This window comes from Aequorivita flava (genome assembly GCF_038742595.1).
Taxonomy (GTDB): domain Bacteria; phylum Bacteroidota; class Bacteroidia; order Flavobacteriales; family Flavobacteriaceae; genus Aequorivita; species Aequorivita marisscotiae.
The window spans coordinates 1-14006 of record NZ_JBANCF010000003.1 but is presented as its reverse complement, the minus strand read 5'-3'; the positions used below and the strand labels follow the sequence as shown (position 1 = coordinate 14006).

Below are 14006 nucleotides of genomic sequence, written 5' to 3'. Positions count from 1 at the left end.
TACATATAACAATTTATTTCTCCACCGAACCTCCCCGCTAAAAGGGAGGTGTGGAGATTATTTTTTATGAACTCATTTTAGTAAAATAATGATAAAATTGTGGAATGGTTTCTATTCCTTTTAGGTAATTCCAAATACCAAAATGCTCGTTTGGCGAGTGGATGGCATCGCTATCCAATCCAAATCCCATTAAGATTGTTTTGCTTTTTAATTCTTTTTCAAACAGCGCTACAATTGGAATGCTACCACCGCTTCGCTGCGGAATAGGCGTTTTGCCGAAGGTTGCCTCATACGCTTTTTCAGCAGCTTTGTAACCCAGACTATCAATCGGGGTAACATACGCCTGCCCGCCGTGATGCGGTTTTACCTTAACGCGAACGCCTTTTGGAGCAATACTTTCAAAATGATTTTTAAAAAGTTCCGTAATTTTTCTCCAATCTTGGTCTGGCACCAATCGCATACTTATTTTGGCAAAAGCTTGACTAGCAATAACTGTTTTTGCACCTTCACCAATGTAGCCGCCCCAAATACCGTTAACATCTAAAGTTGGGCGAATGCTATTTCGCTCGTTTGTGGAATATCCTTTTTCCCCATAAACGGAGTCGATATCAATAGATGCTTCGTAATCTTTTAAGTTGAATGGAGCTTCTGCCATTTTTGCGCGTTCATCGGTTGAAAGTTCTTCAACATCATCATAAAATCCTGGAATGGTAATATGGTTGTTTTCGTCGTGAAGGGACGCAATCATTTTAGTTAAAACGTTTATTGGGTTTGCCACTGCACCGCCGTAAAGACCGCTGTGCAGATCGCGATTTGGTCCCGTAACTTCCACCTCTACATAACTCAAGCCGCGAAGTCCCGTAGTTATTGAGGGTACGTCTTTAGAAATCATACCGGTATCGCTAATTAAAATAACATCATTAGCGAGTTTTTCTCGGTTTCGGGTTACAAACCACTCTAAGCTGCTGCTACCCACTTCCTCTTCGCCTTCAATCATAAACTTCACGTTGCAAGGCAATTGATTGGTTTCGGTCATATATTCCAGCGCTTTTACGTGCATATACATTTGGCCTTTATCGTCGCAACTACCGCGGGCAAAAATAGCGCCTTCGGGGTGTAGCTTGGTTTTTTTAATTACGGGCTCAAATGGCGGGCTATCCCACAAATCCAATGGATCTGGCGGCTGCACATCGTAATGTCCGTATACCAAAATAGTGGGCAATTTTTTGTTTATTATTTTTTCACCGTAAACAATAGGATACCCGGGTGTTTCGCAGATTTCAACTGTGTCGCAGCCTGCTTTTTTAAGTTGATTTTTTACTGCTTCGGCAGTTTTTAAAACATCCTTTTTATAGGCTGAATCTGCACTGATAGAAGGTATTTTCAATAGTGAAACCAATTCGTCTATAAATCGATCTTTATTTTTTTCAATATAAGGTTTTGCGCTTTTCATAAATTACTATTTGAATAAAAGCGAAGTTACAAAAACAACCCTCCTTCATTGAAGAAATATAGATATTTTATGACATTGAAAATTTTCCGAAAAGATTTGGTTGAAAAATAAAATTCTTGTTTATATTTGCACTCCTTTTACAATAAGTAATAACTTTTGTGGGAGAATTTAATGCAGGCGTGGTGGAATTGGTAGACACGCTAGACTTAGGATCTAGTGCCTTACGGTGTGAGAGTTCGAGTCTCTCCGCCTGTACTAAACAAAAAAGCCGACTTTAACTAGTCGGCTTTTTTTATATAATGATTTGTGAGTTTATCGTTGTGAGGGGCTGGGGGCCCATCTGTTATATGGAGCCATGTCAAAACTATCAACTTCTTCCATTGTTAAATCCAGCGCTTTAGCCACACCTTCGCCATATTCTGGATCTGCTTTATAGCAATTTCTAATATGGCGAATCTGAATAAACTTTTCTGCACCCCCTACTTGAGCTGCAGTATTATCAAACAATTGCTGTGCTTTCCCATCGCTCTTTATTATGCGGAATAAATCGCCTGGTTGTGTGTAGTAATCTTCATCGTCATCTCTAAAATTATGGGCATAGGCATCGCCATTTAATTCCAACGGTGGTTCTTTTGCATCGGGCTGTTCTTGCCATTGTCCGTAGCTGTTTGGCTCGTAATGTTTGGTTGCTCCATAATTGCCGTCTACGCGCATAGCGCCATCTCTGTGATAAGCGTGATACGGGCAGGTAGGTTTATTTACAGGAATTTGGTAATGATTTACCCCCAATCTATAACGTTGTGCATCACCGTACGAAAACAATCGTCCTTGTAGCATTTTATCTGGAGAAAAGCCAATTCCAGGTACTATATTCGTTGGGTTAAAAGCTGCCTGTTCAACATCTTGAAAATAATTTTCGGGGTTTCGGTTTAATGCAAATTCACCTACAGGAATAAGTGGAAAATCTTTTTTAGACCAAACCTTGGTTAAATCGAAAGGGTGAAAGCGATATGTTTTTGCCTGCTCTTCGGTCATAACCTGAATAAACATCTTCCACTTTGGAAAATCTTTCTTTTCAATGGCGTCAAACAAGTCTCTTTGCGAAGACTCTCTATCAATACCCACTAATTCTGCGGCTTCTTTATCCGTTAGATTTTTAATACCTTGTTGGGTAATAAAATGGAATTTCACCCAGTGCCTAACGTTGTCATTGTTTATTAAACTATAAGTATGGCTTCCAAAGCCGTGCATATGTCTGTAACCTTTTGGAATGCCGCGATCGCTCATAACAATGGTAATTTGGTGTAAAGCCTCAGGTAGCAATGTCCAAAAATCCCAGTTGTTGTTGGCGCTCCGCAAATTAGTTTTTGGGTCGCGCTTTACGGCGTGGTTTAAGTCTGGAAATTTCATTGGGTCACGGAAGAAAAAAACAGGTGTATTATTTCCAACTAAATCCCAAATACCTTCTTCGGTATAAAATTTTAAGGCAAAACCCCTAATATCTCTTTCGGCATCGGCAGCGCCTCTTTCCCCGGCAACGGTGGAAAAGCGACTAAACATTTCGGTTTTTTTGCCCACTTCACTAAAAATTTTCGCTTTGGAGTATTTCGAGATATCGTGCGTAACCGTAAATGTTCCGAAAGCTCCCGAACCTTTGGCGTGCATTCGCCTTTCGGGAATTACTTCTCTGTCAAAATTCGCCATTTTTTCGAGAAACCATGCGTCTTGCATAAGCATTGGGCCGCGTGGTCCGGCGGTTTGTACATTCTGATTGTCTGGAACAGGTGCTCCAGTTTGTCTTGTTAATTTCGATTTTTTATCCTCCATAATGCTCCGTATTTAAATTATTGATATAGCCTATGAAGTTACAATAATTTTGAAACTTTTAAAATTGTGTAGCTGCGTAGTGTGTGTGGCGGAAAAAATATCTAAAAACAAGACGCAAAACAAAAGATTACTGAGAGGGGATATTTTAAATTATAAAACGAAAGAATGGCAATATTATGTATTGTTTTTTCCTTCATCTACTAACTCCTCAATTTCTTCTTTTTCTTCGCCGTTTAATTTAGGATTCTCAGGAGTTTTTACTTTTTTTTTATGATGGATTTCATAATACATAGCAAAATGATCGCTGCCAAAATTTTTAGAACGAATCATTTTTCCAACATACAGATCGCGCGTGTGGAATAGATGGTCCAAAGGAAATCGTAAAAAGAAATAGTTAGCATGATAGGTAGAAAAGAAACCACGGCCTACACGCGGATCTATCATTCCCGTCATTTTTTTGAAAAGACGGGTGGTGCGGCTCCAAACAACATCGTTCATATCTCCACAAACAACTGTTGGTTTGTCTAGTTTCCGTATTCGTTTTCCTGTAATCATTAACTCTGCATCGCGCTCTTTAGAGGTTTCATTTTCAGTGGGGCTGGGAGGAGCGGGATGTAAACAGCAGAAAAATATTGGCGAATACTTATCGGTGTAGTAATCGAAAAAAATTGAAGGCTTATCGTCTTCGATTTGGTATTTTACCTCCACATTTTTCAATTCTTTTTTAGAATACAAATGCATTCCGTAAAAATTTTCTAAGGGTACTTTTACGGTGAATGGGTAGTTGTTTTCAAGTTCTGAAAGTCCGTTTTCCCAATCTTTGTTCGATTCCATTACCAAAACCAAATCTGGTTTAAATCGTTTTACTTCGGCTAAAAATTGAGGATAGCTTGTATTGGTTTGCAAAACATTTCCGGCTAAAATAGAAACGTGGCCATCGCTCGCAGCGTGCGATCTTCTTCTTGGAAATAAAAAACTATACGGAAACACTTTATAGAGCTGATACAATACGCTGGCAATTAAAGCTATTGCGAGGGCATAACTAAAAGCCGAGTAGTTTTCTTCAAAATAGAAAAACAGCCCAAGTAAAACTAGTTGTATAAATAAAGATTGCAATCGTACAAAATCTGCGGTTCTGAAAAACCAATGCGGGTTTCCAGTTGCAGGAAAAAAGGGGCTGATTATAAAAAATAGCATCAAAACGTATAATACCATATTTCAAAGTTACCGCTTTTGTAACTATGTAAAACCAATTAAATAACTTTTTTGCTTAATTACATATCCCTACTTTTGCCACATTCTAAAAAATAATTAAAAATGAAAAAAACTATTTTTAGTGTCTTCTTTACACTTTTAAGCTGTGCTTTGATTGCACAAGATTACACAACTCCAAATACAGGTGTTACCTATTCGCTAGACGACATTGCGGCTGCAAGCCCTTCTACCATTACTGTTTCTGGTAGTGACTACACGCTTTTGGGAAATCTTACAATTTCGGAAAATGACGCGCTGCTAATAGACGCCGATTTAACTTTACTTATTGATTTTGAAAAAAGAGTTACGATTTTTGGCGATTTCACGGTAGATGCAAATGCCGTAACCATTACAGCTTTAGACGAAAACGCACCCTACGACGGTTTTCGCTTTGAGGAATTTTCAACTATAGATATAAAAAATGCAACCATAACCTACGGGGGTGGTTTGCGAGTTTTAACCGAAACTTTCTCCATAGATAATTGTACGCTTACAAATAATGTTTCGGGAACAACAAGTAGTGCTGTAATTCAACTTTCTCGCGGAACGCCGCAAATTACCAATAATACTATTTCATCCAATAGCAATCCGGCAATTGGTTCTGCTGCAAATTCGGCTGTTTCGGCCTATATTTTCAACAATACCATCCAAGGTAACAATATTGCAAATTCTAACAGACCGCAAATTAATTTGGGTACCACATTGGCAAATACTACATTAGAGATTATTCAAAATACAATCATTGGCGATCCTGCATTAGACCAAGCTGGCGGTATTGCCATTGCCAATTTCGTGGGCGGCGATGTAAATGTGCTAATTGAAAATAACACAATTCGCGGCAATCGGTACGGAATTACTATTTTGGGTAATGTAGATTCGGCAGAAATAAAAAATAATATAATTGAAGACAATAACATTCAGGGAGATCCTTTGCTCGGTGGAAGCGGAATAAACCACAATGCTTCTAATGTTGGAACTGCAATAATTGTTTCGGATAACCAAATAAGAAGAAATCTTTGGGGAATTACACTACAAGGCTCAGCTACGGCAAATCTCGGAGATGACGCAGGTAATCCGGGCAATAATATTTTTGCCGAAAACGAAAATGGAGGCGTAGTTTACGCGCTGTACAACAACACGGCAAACCCGATTATGGCTAAAAATAACTGCTGGATCGAAAACCAGGAAAGTACTCCGGAACAAGTAGAAGATGTAATTTATCACAGCGTTGACGACCCTACTTTAGGCGAGGTTACTTTTAATCCTTTTTTATGTGGCGTATTGGGTGTTGCGGAGAATACGGCCGAAAACTTTAACTTTTATCCAAATCCGGTGAAAAACGAAATTAACTTCAACAACCGTTTTGTTTTTGAAAAAGTTGAAATCTATAATGTACAAGGAAGTTTAATTGCTTTAAAAACAATTTCTGAAGGGCAACAATCTTTGCCAATTAACTTATCTCCTGGTATGTATTTTGTGAAATTCAGCAATAATACACAAACGGTTACAAAGAAAATGATTGTAAAATAACGCGATAGTTTATTCAATCGCAGTACGTGACCGCTTTACAGGTCTGGACTACGTTCGGTGCTACAATTTTTTTAAAATGCCTTGGTTTTTATACCAAGGCATTTTTATTATATAAAAGCCTAATTTCCCTTCATAAAACTGTAATTTTGCACTTTAAAATTTCAAAATACACATCCGTGAAAATTCAGAATAAAGCAACGTTAGAATTGAGCCATGACGAAATGAAACACTATGGTTATAAAGTAGTTGATGCCATCGTGGAGCATTTTGCAACCCAAAACGAAAAACTACCCGTAGTTTCTGGGTCACGAGAGGAAATGGAAGATTTATTTCTTGAAGATGCACCCGAAAAATCCAGCGATCCACAAAAGGTTTTAAATTTTGTTTTAAACGAAGTAATGACCAAAAGCAATATTGTTTCGCATCCAAAATCCTACTCATTTGTTCCGGGGCCGAGCAATTATATTAGTGCCATGGCAGATGGATTGGCTTCAGGTTTTAATATATTTTCTGGAGGTTGGCAAGCTTCGCCCGCTGCAGCCGAGATGGAAATAGTTACTATGAACTGGTTGTTGAAAATGTTCGGTTTTCCTCAGAAAAAAGGAGGTGGAATTTTTACGAGTGGTGGTTCAATGGCCAATTTAACTGCGTTGGTTACAGCACGTACGGTAAAATGTGGCGACGATTTTAGCAAGGCAGTAATTTATCTTTCAGACCAAGCGCATTCCTCAAATATTAAGGCCATTCGTGTGCTCGGTTTTAAAAAGGAACAAATTAGAGTAATCCCCACCGATGGCGAGTTTAAATTTTCGCTCAATAAATTAAAGAACGCAATTGCAAAAGATAGACTGGAAGGTTTGCAGCCTTTTTGCTTAATTGCAACTGCCGGAACTACAAATACGGGAACGGTAGATCCGTTATCGGAGATTGCAAAAATTTGTAAAAAGGAAGATATTTGGTTTCATATTGATGGGGCTTACGGAGGTTTTGCAATTCTTTCTGAAGACGGAAAAAAAGCGATGAAAGGAATTGAAAAGGCAGACTCCTTAACTGTCGATCCGCATAAATGGTTTTATCAACCGTATGAAATAGGATGTTTATTAATTAAAAATCACAAGTGGTTAAAGGGAACGTTCACCGAAAAACCTGAATACCTTCGCGATATTGAAGGCAATACTTCCGAGATAAATTTTTACGATCACGGGATTGAATTAACACGCCGTTTCCGCGCATTAAAATTTTACATGTCTGTAAAAACTTTTGGAATGGGCGAATTTAGAAAAGCTATTTCATACAATATTAAATTGGCAGAAGCTACCGAAAGCTTTCTTCGTACAAGTTCTAATTGGGAAGTAATTTCGCCGGCAACTTTGGCGGTTATCAACTTTAGATATAACCCAATTGGCAACAAGCTCTCAGAGAAAAAATTGGACGCTTTAAACCAGCGAATTTCACAAAGTGTTGTAAATTCCAAAGAAGCATTATTAGTAACAACGGTGCTAAATGGGCAAGTGGTGCTGCGTATGTGTTTAATAAATCCGCGAACAACTCTCACTGATGTAAAAGAAACAATTGCGCTTTGCGAATCTTTTGCAGCCGAAAAAGCACTTGTTTGAAAAAGGCCGATATACTACTAATTGGCGGTGGGGCAGCCGGATTTTTTACAGCAATTAATGTTGCGGAAAGGAATCCGAGCCTAAAAATTATAATCCTCGAACGCGGAAAGGAAGTACTCACAAAAGTGAAAATTTCTGGCGGTGGAAGGTGCAATGTTACCCACGCCGAATTTATCCCGAAAGAATTATCACAAAACTATCCGCGGGGTGAAAAGGAGCTTTTAGGGCCTTTCCACACTTTTATGACTGGCGATACCATTGAATGGTTTCAGAATAGAGGCGTGGAGCTAAAAATTGAAGAAGACGGCCGTATGTTTCCGGTTACAGATTCTTCCCAAACAATTATTGATTGTTTTTTGTCTGAAGCCAAACGGTTGGGTGTTGAAATTATGTTAAATGAACCCGTAAAAAAAATTCAGAAGAAGGGTGAATCCTTCATTTTACATACAACCTCGGAGACTTTTTCGGCAAAAAAACTAGTTGTTGCCACAGGTAGTAATCCGAAGATTTGGAAAATACTTGAAGGTTTGGGACATACCGTTGTACCTGCGGTGCCTTCGCTTTTCACTTTTAATATTAAAGATAGCCGTATTGCAGATTTACCCGGCTTAAGCACCGATGTAACGGTAAAAGTACTAGACAATAAAAGCAAAACACTTTTAGAAAGTAGCGGTGCGCTTTTAATTACCCATTGGGGAATGAGTGGCCCCGCCATTTTAAAACTTTCGGCTTGGGGCGCACGACTTTTGGAACCTTTAAAATATAATTTCAATATTGAAATAAATTGGTTGAATACACTTTCTGAAGAAGATGTTTTAGATTCTTTAAAGGAATTAAAATCATTTCAAGGGAAGCAGACCATATTTAAGTATGCCCAGTTCGATCTGCCTAAACGACTTTGGCAAAGTATTATTAAATCTTCGGGAATTAACGAACGCCTAACTTGGGCCGAAGCTACGCGCGAAAATCTATTAAATATTGCAAATCAGTTAACCGCGGCAATTTTTGAAGTTACCGGAAAAAGTACTTTTAAGGAAGAATTTGTAACAGCTGGTGGAGTAGATTTAAAAGAAGTGAACTTCAAAACCTTTGAAAGTAAAGTCTGTAAAAACTTATTTTTTGCTGGCGAAGTACTTAATATCGATGCCATTACTGGAGGTTTCAATTTTCAGAGTGCTTGGACGAGTGGGTTCGTTGTTTCACAAAATTTATAATTAATTTTTGAAATTCAGTATTAGATTGTATATATTTGATATATACAATCTATATACAATGGGAAAGACAAAAAAATTGATCGAGCTGGATAATAAAACAATTGCTATTCTTGAAGAACAGGCAAAAATAAACAAGCGTTCTTTAAAAAATTTCCTTGAATGGTCTTTGGAAGAAACGGCACTGCGTTTAGCAGAGCCCAGTGAGGAATATAAGGCTATGATGGATATATTGAAGAAACGTGATGCAGAAGGGAAATTAAAATGGTATACCTCCGAAGAAATAAAGAAGAGCTATGGCAGATAAAACATTCTTTTCGGAGGATGCCAAGCGTGATATTTACAGAGCGAAATGCCAATATGATCTTGCTCAAAAGGGAGACTTGTTCTTAGATGATATCTTTAATACATTAGAAGTTATTAAATTGATGCCGGAAGCGTTTCAGATTCGGTACGATTCTGTACGCATTGTTGCTTTAGAATATTTCAGCTTTAATATTCATTATGAACTGACAGATGGCAGTATAAAGATTTATAAGGTTCTTCACCAGCGCCAAAACTATTAAAATGAAAACCCACATTGCTCTCCTTCGCGGTATTAACGTTGGCGGACATAAAAAACTGAAAATGGCAGATTTAAAACTTCTTTTTGAAGGATTGGGTTTTGAAAATGTGGTTACTTATATACAAAGCGGGAACGTGATTTTTTCTGCTGCGGGAGAAAGAAGTCTTTCTGAAAAAATTTCAAATGAAATAACGATTAAGTTTGGTTGGGAAGTTCCCGTATTAGTAAAAACAGGCGAGGCAATTGCCGAAATTTTAGCCGATTGTCCTTTTGACGAAACAAAGAAAACTGAAACCTATTATATGTTACTTACATCGCCACCCAAAGCGAAATTAATGGAGGCAGTGCGCGAAATTAGCTACCCAAATGAAGAATTTGTGTTGACCCCAGAATGTGTTTATATCTACTTCGGCAATGGTTACGGCAATGCAAAATTGAACAACAACTTCTTTGAGAAAAAGCTGAAGGTTGCGGCTACTACGCGCAACCATCGTACGCTTGCTAAATTGGTGGCGTTGGCGGGATAGCTGTTTGTTTTATATTAATAACAAAATTTGAATCACTAATAGTATCAGATTTATTAAGCCAAAAGAAACGTTTATAATTGTTGCTTTATTATTTAATTTATATGCTTTGAGAGTTGATTTAGCTAGCTTTATCTCTAATTGGGATTTTTGATAGTCACTATTTAGCATAATATCCCAATCTCTATAATCTTTTACGGACGACTCTGCTTTGTATTTTCCAGATTGCGTAATCAAAGAAGTAATTCTGACTTTTTTTAAAACTTGTTCTTTATCATTATAAACTTGTTCAGTTCCTAAAATTTCTGCCATTGCCCAACCTACACGGCAATAACCATTATTATCATCGTTAATATGTGATTTAATTTTTTTGATTATTTTCTCGACATTCTCTGAGGTCATTTCGAATGTAAAATCACTGTTTTTACTTTGATCTAGTTTCATAAAAGAATATTTATTGAAATGATGGAACTAATTTAAAGCTACAAATAAATTTATTTTAGGCTTTACTTCCCATTCCCCCCTCTTCCAAACAGCATACCTTTCAGCAAAATATGCATTCCTTATTTCAGAATATTCGGAAGTGAAAACCGTAAAAGGATCTCCCGGAAAATATTCAGACTGAAAATTTGTGTTTAAGGGTTTTAAATTTACAAAAATTCTTCCCAAAAGAATGATGACCAATTACTCAATCTTCGATATATGGTTATAATCCTTAAAATTATAAGTCATGAAAAATTTACTTCTTTTTACTTTTTTGTTCGCACTTATTGCAGCTAACACCAAAGCGCAGAATTTGCTCGGAGCTGCAACAGATGTTTATGTAATGGAAACTTTTACCAATCCGGGGCAGTTTGGCACTATTCCGCTTGCAGGGCCGTATTACCCATTGGGTACTGTAATTACGGGTAATGCTTTTACTATGTTGGGAGGTGATTTTAACGATGCTGGCGAACTTTATACGTTTGTATATCAAGCCCCAGATTATGTACTGGGAATTGTAGATTTAAGTACGGGAGCTGTAAACTATGCCGCTACCGTATCGGGCAATGTAGGTGGCCAATTTTTAAGTCAGTTATCTTTTAACACCACAAATAATACTTTTTACGCATTGAGTGCAGACCCTAACAATAACTCCGGAACACAGTTTTATGAGGTGAATATTACCACCGGCGTTCTAACACCAATAGGTGCTGGTACAGGTATTTTAAATGGCGTTGCTATGGAAATAGACAACAACGGAAACGTGTACGTTGCCGATGCTAACACAGGAAATTTGTATACTGTAGATATTAATACGGGTGTTGGCAGCGTAGTTGGCAATATGCTTCCCAATGGAATGTACCCGGTGCGAAGCGGGTTTTCCATAGACCCCGGCACCAATGTTATGTATGCAGTTTTGCAGAATAGAGAAGGTGCTATTTGGTCTACTTTTTATACGGTTAATCTTTCTAATGGAGCTCTTACAACCCTTGGATTTGGAGGTTCCAGAAAATACAGTCTTTTTGCGATTAATGGTGAATCGCTTGGGGTAAGCGAGAACGATCTGGCTTTGGTAAGTGTGTACCCAAATCCAGCTACCAACAAACTATACATTGAGAATCCAACTGGAGTGGCATTAAAAAACGTTACGCTTTTTGATATGCTTGGCAGAGATACCGGTTCAATTTTTTCTAATGGAGAAGTAAATATTGAAAATCTTGTAAGAGGTGCTTACATACTTCAACTAGAAACTGAAAATGGCACAATAACAAAAAAGATAGTAAAGGAATAGTTTAAAATTTATGAATGTGGGGAGAAAGAAACTTCCGAGATGTTATGTTTCGGGAGTTTTTTTATTATTCTTAACTTTAAAATTCATTCAATATATGTGGTTTAAATTTTAGGGTAAAATGAAAGTCAGAATATTTCAAATAACTATTTCATAAGTAAATCTGCAATTTTTGTGCTTTTAAAACGAAGGGTATTTTTGGTGCTATTTTTAATATATTCCAGTTGAATTATATTCTCTTCTTTTGGATCGAGTTGGTTGCCTGAAATTTCAAATTTTATAAAATAGTCTCCCGAAGGCAATTTTTCCCCATTAATTATTTTTCCGTCTTTTAAATCGTAAATAATATAGTTGGGAATTTTAATTACTTCACTTTTTTTATATAATGAAACAGATTTTATTTCAATAGGTTTTTCTACAGAGAGCTTCCAGGAATAATTAATTGTTGGTGAGCCTGATGGCAATCCGGGTCTGTGTATTTGACTATGTACATTTGAAACTTGTATAATGTTACAGCCTATTGTTATACCTGTAACGAGCGACAGCGCAATGATTTTTAAATAATGCATTTTTTTTGAATTCTTCATTCAGATTATTTCCTTTAAAATTCTGAAAGAAATTAATAAAGGAAAGATTTTTTAACGTAGTTAAATCGGTTGCAAAAACGATGTGTAAAGCAACTTAATTTATTGTGCGAATTTTAATTATTATTCAAAAATAACTCCAAAGGTAGTCTTTGGAGTTATTCGAATAACAATTAATCTAAAGCTATGAGCCTATTCTTTAATAAGTCTGAGCATTACTGTCTGCCCTGTTTCAGAAGTAAGGTTCATAAAATATATAGCAGCAGCTGCTTCAATTTCCATTTCAATTTTATTGGTGTCATTGAAATCTTGTTTCGCCACTATTTGTCCCAATAAATTGTAAATACTAACACTTACATTTTTATGGAAGGATCCTAATTCTACAGTAACACTCCTTTTTACAGGGTTTGGATATACTTTTAGGTTTGTACCAAAACTCGTTTCTGGTATGCCTAAAACTGTAACCATATAACAGTTGGAGGTTACTGTACATAGCGCATTACTAATAACTACAGCATAGTTTCCAGATACCGTAGGGGTAAAGCTCTGGTTTGTTTCGCCAGAAATTGGAGCGTTACCGTTGTCGCAATCAACCCATTGATAGTTATATCCGGATGCATTGGCAGTTAAGGTATTGCTGGTTTGGGTAACCGAATTGTCAATAGGCTCAATAACAATTATCTGGTTTTGAATGGAAACATTCGTTCCATCGGTATACGACCATGTTATTACAGTACTTTCCAAAATCGGGAAAGTTGCCGTGGTGGTTGCAGTTACACTTCCAATACAATTATCTGTCGCAATTGGCGCGGGGATACTATCAACACTACAAGTAGCTGTTATTGTGGGTAAATTAGGAATGTTTGGTACGGGAGCCGTGGTGTCGTTAATAGTTACCGTTTGGCTCTGCGTACTTGTGTTTGTTCCATCTGTATAATTCCAAACTACCGTAGTTGATGCTGTAATAGGGAAAGTAGTTGTTGTAGTACCTATTACGCCGCCAACGCAGTTATCGGTTGCGGTTGGTGCAGGTAAACTTGCTACGCTACATTCTTCAATAACATCTGGCAATGTAGTAGCATCTGGAACAGGAGCAGTGCTGTCATTAATAGTTACCGTTTGGTTCTGCGTACTTGTGTTTGCACCATCCGTATAATTCCAAACTACTGTAGTTGATGCAGTAATAGGGAAGGTAGTTGTTGTTGTACCCGTTACGCTACCCGCACAAGCATCTGTTGCTGTTGGCGCAGGTAAACTGGTTACGCTACACTGTTCTACAACGTCCGGTAATGTAGTAACATCTGGCACGGGAGCCGTGGTATCGTTAATAATTACCGTTTGGTTCTGCGTACTTGTGTTTGCACCATCCGTATACGTCCAAACTACTGTAGTTGAAGCAGTAATAGGGAAAGTAGTTGTTGTAGTACCTGTTACGCTACCCGCACAAGCATCTGTTGCTGTTGGTGCAGGTAAACTGGTTACGCTACACTGTTCAACAACGTCCGGTAAAGTTGTAACATCTGGCACGGGAGCCGTGGTATCGTTAATAGTTACCGTTTGGTTCTGCGTACTTGTGTTTGCACCATCCGTATACGTCCAAACTACTGTAGTTGAAGCAGTAATAGGGAAAGTAGTTGTTGTAGTACCTGTTACGCTACCCGCACAAGCATC

General features: G+C 37.7%; 13 protein-coding genes and 1 tRNA gene. 8 read left to right on the top strand and 6 right to left on the bottom strand.

Annotated elements, in window-relative coordinates:
• Positions 1-64: 64 nt before the first annotated feature.
• Positions 65-1453, bottom strand: coding sequence for a dipeptidase (locus VZD24_RS04810; RefSeq protein ID WP_279449047.1), 1389 nt, complete (start codon positions 1451-1453; stop codon positions 65-67).
• Between the two features lie 173 nt (positions 1454-1626).
• Between VZD24_RS04810 and VZD24_RS04805 the strand changes: the two genes are divergently transcribed.
• Positions 1627-1708 (top strand) — tRNA-Leu (locus VZD24_RS04805).
• 57 nt (positions 1709-1765) lie between these two features.
• On the opposite strand, the gene VZD24_RS04800 is transcribed toward VZD24_RS04805, so the two are convergent.
• Both VZD24_RS04800 and VZD24_RS04795 read right to left on the bottom strand, forming a co-directional pair.
• The gene (locus VZD24_RS04800; RefSeq protein ID WP_279449046.1) at positions 1766-3280 is read right to left on the bottom strand and encodes a catalase; all 1515 of its coding nucleotides are present in this window, start codon (positions 3278-3280) and stop codon (positions 1766-1768) included.
• Positions 3281-3454: 174 nt separating this feature from the next.
• Complete coding sequence (locus VZD24_RS04795) at positions 3455-4495, bottom strand: endonuclease/exonuclease/phosphatase family protein (protein WP_342687200.1); 1041 nt, start codon at positions 4493-4495, stop codon at positions 3455-3457.
• Between the two features lie 102 nt (positions 4496-4597).
• On the opposite strand from VZD24_RS04795, the gene VZD24_RS04790 reads away from it, so the two are divergent.
• The 6 genes from VZD24_RS04790 to VZD24_RS04765 all read left to right on the top strand — a co-directional run bounded on the left by VZD24_RS04790 (position 4598) and on the right by VZD24_RS04765 (position 9983).
• Positions 4598-6064 carry a T9SS type A sorting domain-containing protein gene (locus VZD24_RS04790; RefSeq protein ID WP_279449044.1) on the top strand — a complete coding sequence of 489 codons (1467 nt, stop codon included), beginning with the start codon at positions 4598-4600 and terminating at the stop codon, positions 6062-6064.
• Positions 6065-6285: 221 nt separating this feature from the next.
• On the top strand, positions 6286-7680 hold the full coding sequence (locus VZD24_RS04785; protein ID WP_373693818.1) for a pyridoxal phosphate-dependent decarboxylase family protein: 1395 nt from the start codon (positions 6286-6288) through the stop codon (positions 7678-7680).
• Positions 7677-8894, top strand: coding sequence for a BaiN/RdsA family NAD(P)/FAD-dependent oxidoreductase (locus tag VZD24_RS04780; RefSeq protein WP_342687201.1), 1218 nt, complete (start codon positions 7677-7679; stop codon positions 8892-8894). Before VZD24_RS04785 ends, VZD24_RS04780 begins: the two co-directional genes overlap by 4 nt.
• A gap of 58 nt (positions 8895-8952) precedes the next feature.
• Positions 8953-9198: a hypothetical protein gene (locus VZD24_RS04775; protein ID WP_279449041.1), complete on the top strand. Its 246-nt coding sequence runs from the start codon at positions 8953-8955 to the stop codon at positions 9196-9198.
• Positions 9188-9457, top strand: coding sequence for a type II toxin-antitoxin system RelE/ParE family toxin (locus VZD24_RS04770; RefSeq protein ID WP_279449040.1), 270 nt, complete (start codon positions 9188-9190; stop codon positions 9455-9457). Before VZD24_RS04775 ends, VZD24_RS04770 begins: the two co-directional genes overlap by 11 nt.
• A 1-nt stretch (position 9458) precedes the next feature.
• Positions 9459-9983 carry a DUF1697 domain-containing protein gene (locus VZD24_RS04765; RefSeq protein ID WP_342687202.1) on the top strand — a complete coding sequence of 175 codons (525 nt, stop codon included), beginning with the start codon at positions 9459-9461 and terminating at the stop codon, positions 9981-9983.
• A gap of 9 nt (positions 9984-9992) precedes the next feature.
• Here the strand turns inward: VZD24_RS04765 and VZD24_RS04760 are convergent, their stop codons facing one another.
• Complete coding sequence (locus VZD24_RS04760; RefSeq protein ID WP_342687203.1) at positions 9993-10424, bottom strand: hypothetical protein; 432 nt, start codon at positions 10422-10424, stop codon at positions 9993-9995.
• Between the two features lie 286 nt (positions 10425-10710).
• Here VZD24_RS04760 and VZD24_RS04755 point away from each other — a divergent pair, with 286 nt between their 5' ends.
• The gene (locus VZD24_RS04755; protein ID WP_279449037.1) at positions 10711-11754 is read left to right on the top strand and encodes a T9SS type A sorting domain-containing protein; all 1044 of its coding nucleotides are present in this window, start codon (positions 10711-10713) and stop codon (positions 11752-11754) included.
• A 143-nt stretch (positions 11755-11897) separates the two neighbouring features.
• On the opposite strand, the gene VZD24_RS04750 is transcribed toward VZD24_RS04755, so the two are convergent.
• Positions 11898-12338: a hypothetical protein gene (locus tag VZD24_RS04750; RefSeq protein ID WP_279449036.1), complete on the bottom strand. Its 441-nt coding sequence runs from the start codon at positions 12336-12338 to the stop codon at positions 11898-11900.
• Positions 12339-12527: 189 nt separating this feature from the next.
• Positions 12528-14006: T9SS type A sorting domain-containing protein (locus VZD24_RS04745; RefSeq protein ID WP_342687204.1), on the bottom strand; the 1479-nt coding region annotated here is incomplete at its 5' end.

Coding starts and splice junctions, on each gene's coding strand:
- VZD24_RS04810 (WP_279449047.1), bottom strand. CDS start 1,453: ATGAAAAGCGCAAAACCTTATATTGAAAAAAATAAAGATCGATTTATA.
- VZD24_RS04755 (WP_279449037.1), top strand. CDS start 10,711: ATGAAAAATTTACTTCTTTTTACTTTTTTGTTCGCACTTATTGCAGCT.
- VZD24_RS04750 (WP_279449036.1), bottom strand. CDS start 12,338: ATGAAGAATTCAAAAAAAATGCATTATTTAAAAATCATTGCGCTGTCG.
- VZD24_RS04800 (WP_279449046.1), bottom strand. CDS start 3,280: ATGGAGGATAAAAAATCGAAATTAACAAGACAAACTGGAGCACCTGTT.
- VZD24_RS04760 (WP_342687203.1), bottom strand. CDS start 10,424: ATGAAACTAGATCAAAGTAAAAACAGTGATTTTACATTCGAAATGACC.
- VZD24_RS04770 (WP_279449040.1), top strand. CDS start 9,188: ATGGCAGATAAAACATTCTTTTCGGAGGATGCCAAGCGTGATATTTAC.
- VZD24_RS04795 (WP_342687200.1), bottom strand. CDS start 4,495: ATGGTATTATACGTTTTGATGCTATTTTTTATAATCAGCCCCTTTTTT.
- VZD24_RS04765 (WP_342687202.1), top strand. CDS start 9,459: ATGAAAACCCACATTGCTCTCCTTCGCGGTATTAACGTTGGCGGACAT.
- VZD24_RS04775 (WP_279449041.1), top strand. CDS start 8,953: ATGGGAAAGACAAAAAAATTGATCGAGCTGGATAATAAAACAATTGCT.
- VZD24_RS04790 (WP_279449044.1), top strand. CDS start 4,598: ATGAAAAAAACTATTTTTAGTGTCTTCTTTACACTTTTAAGCTGTGCT.
- VZD24_RS04785 (WP_373693818.1), top strand. CDS start 6,286: ATGAAACACTATGGTTATAAAGTAGTTGATGCCATCGTGGAGCATTTT.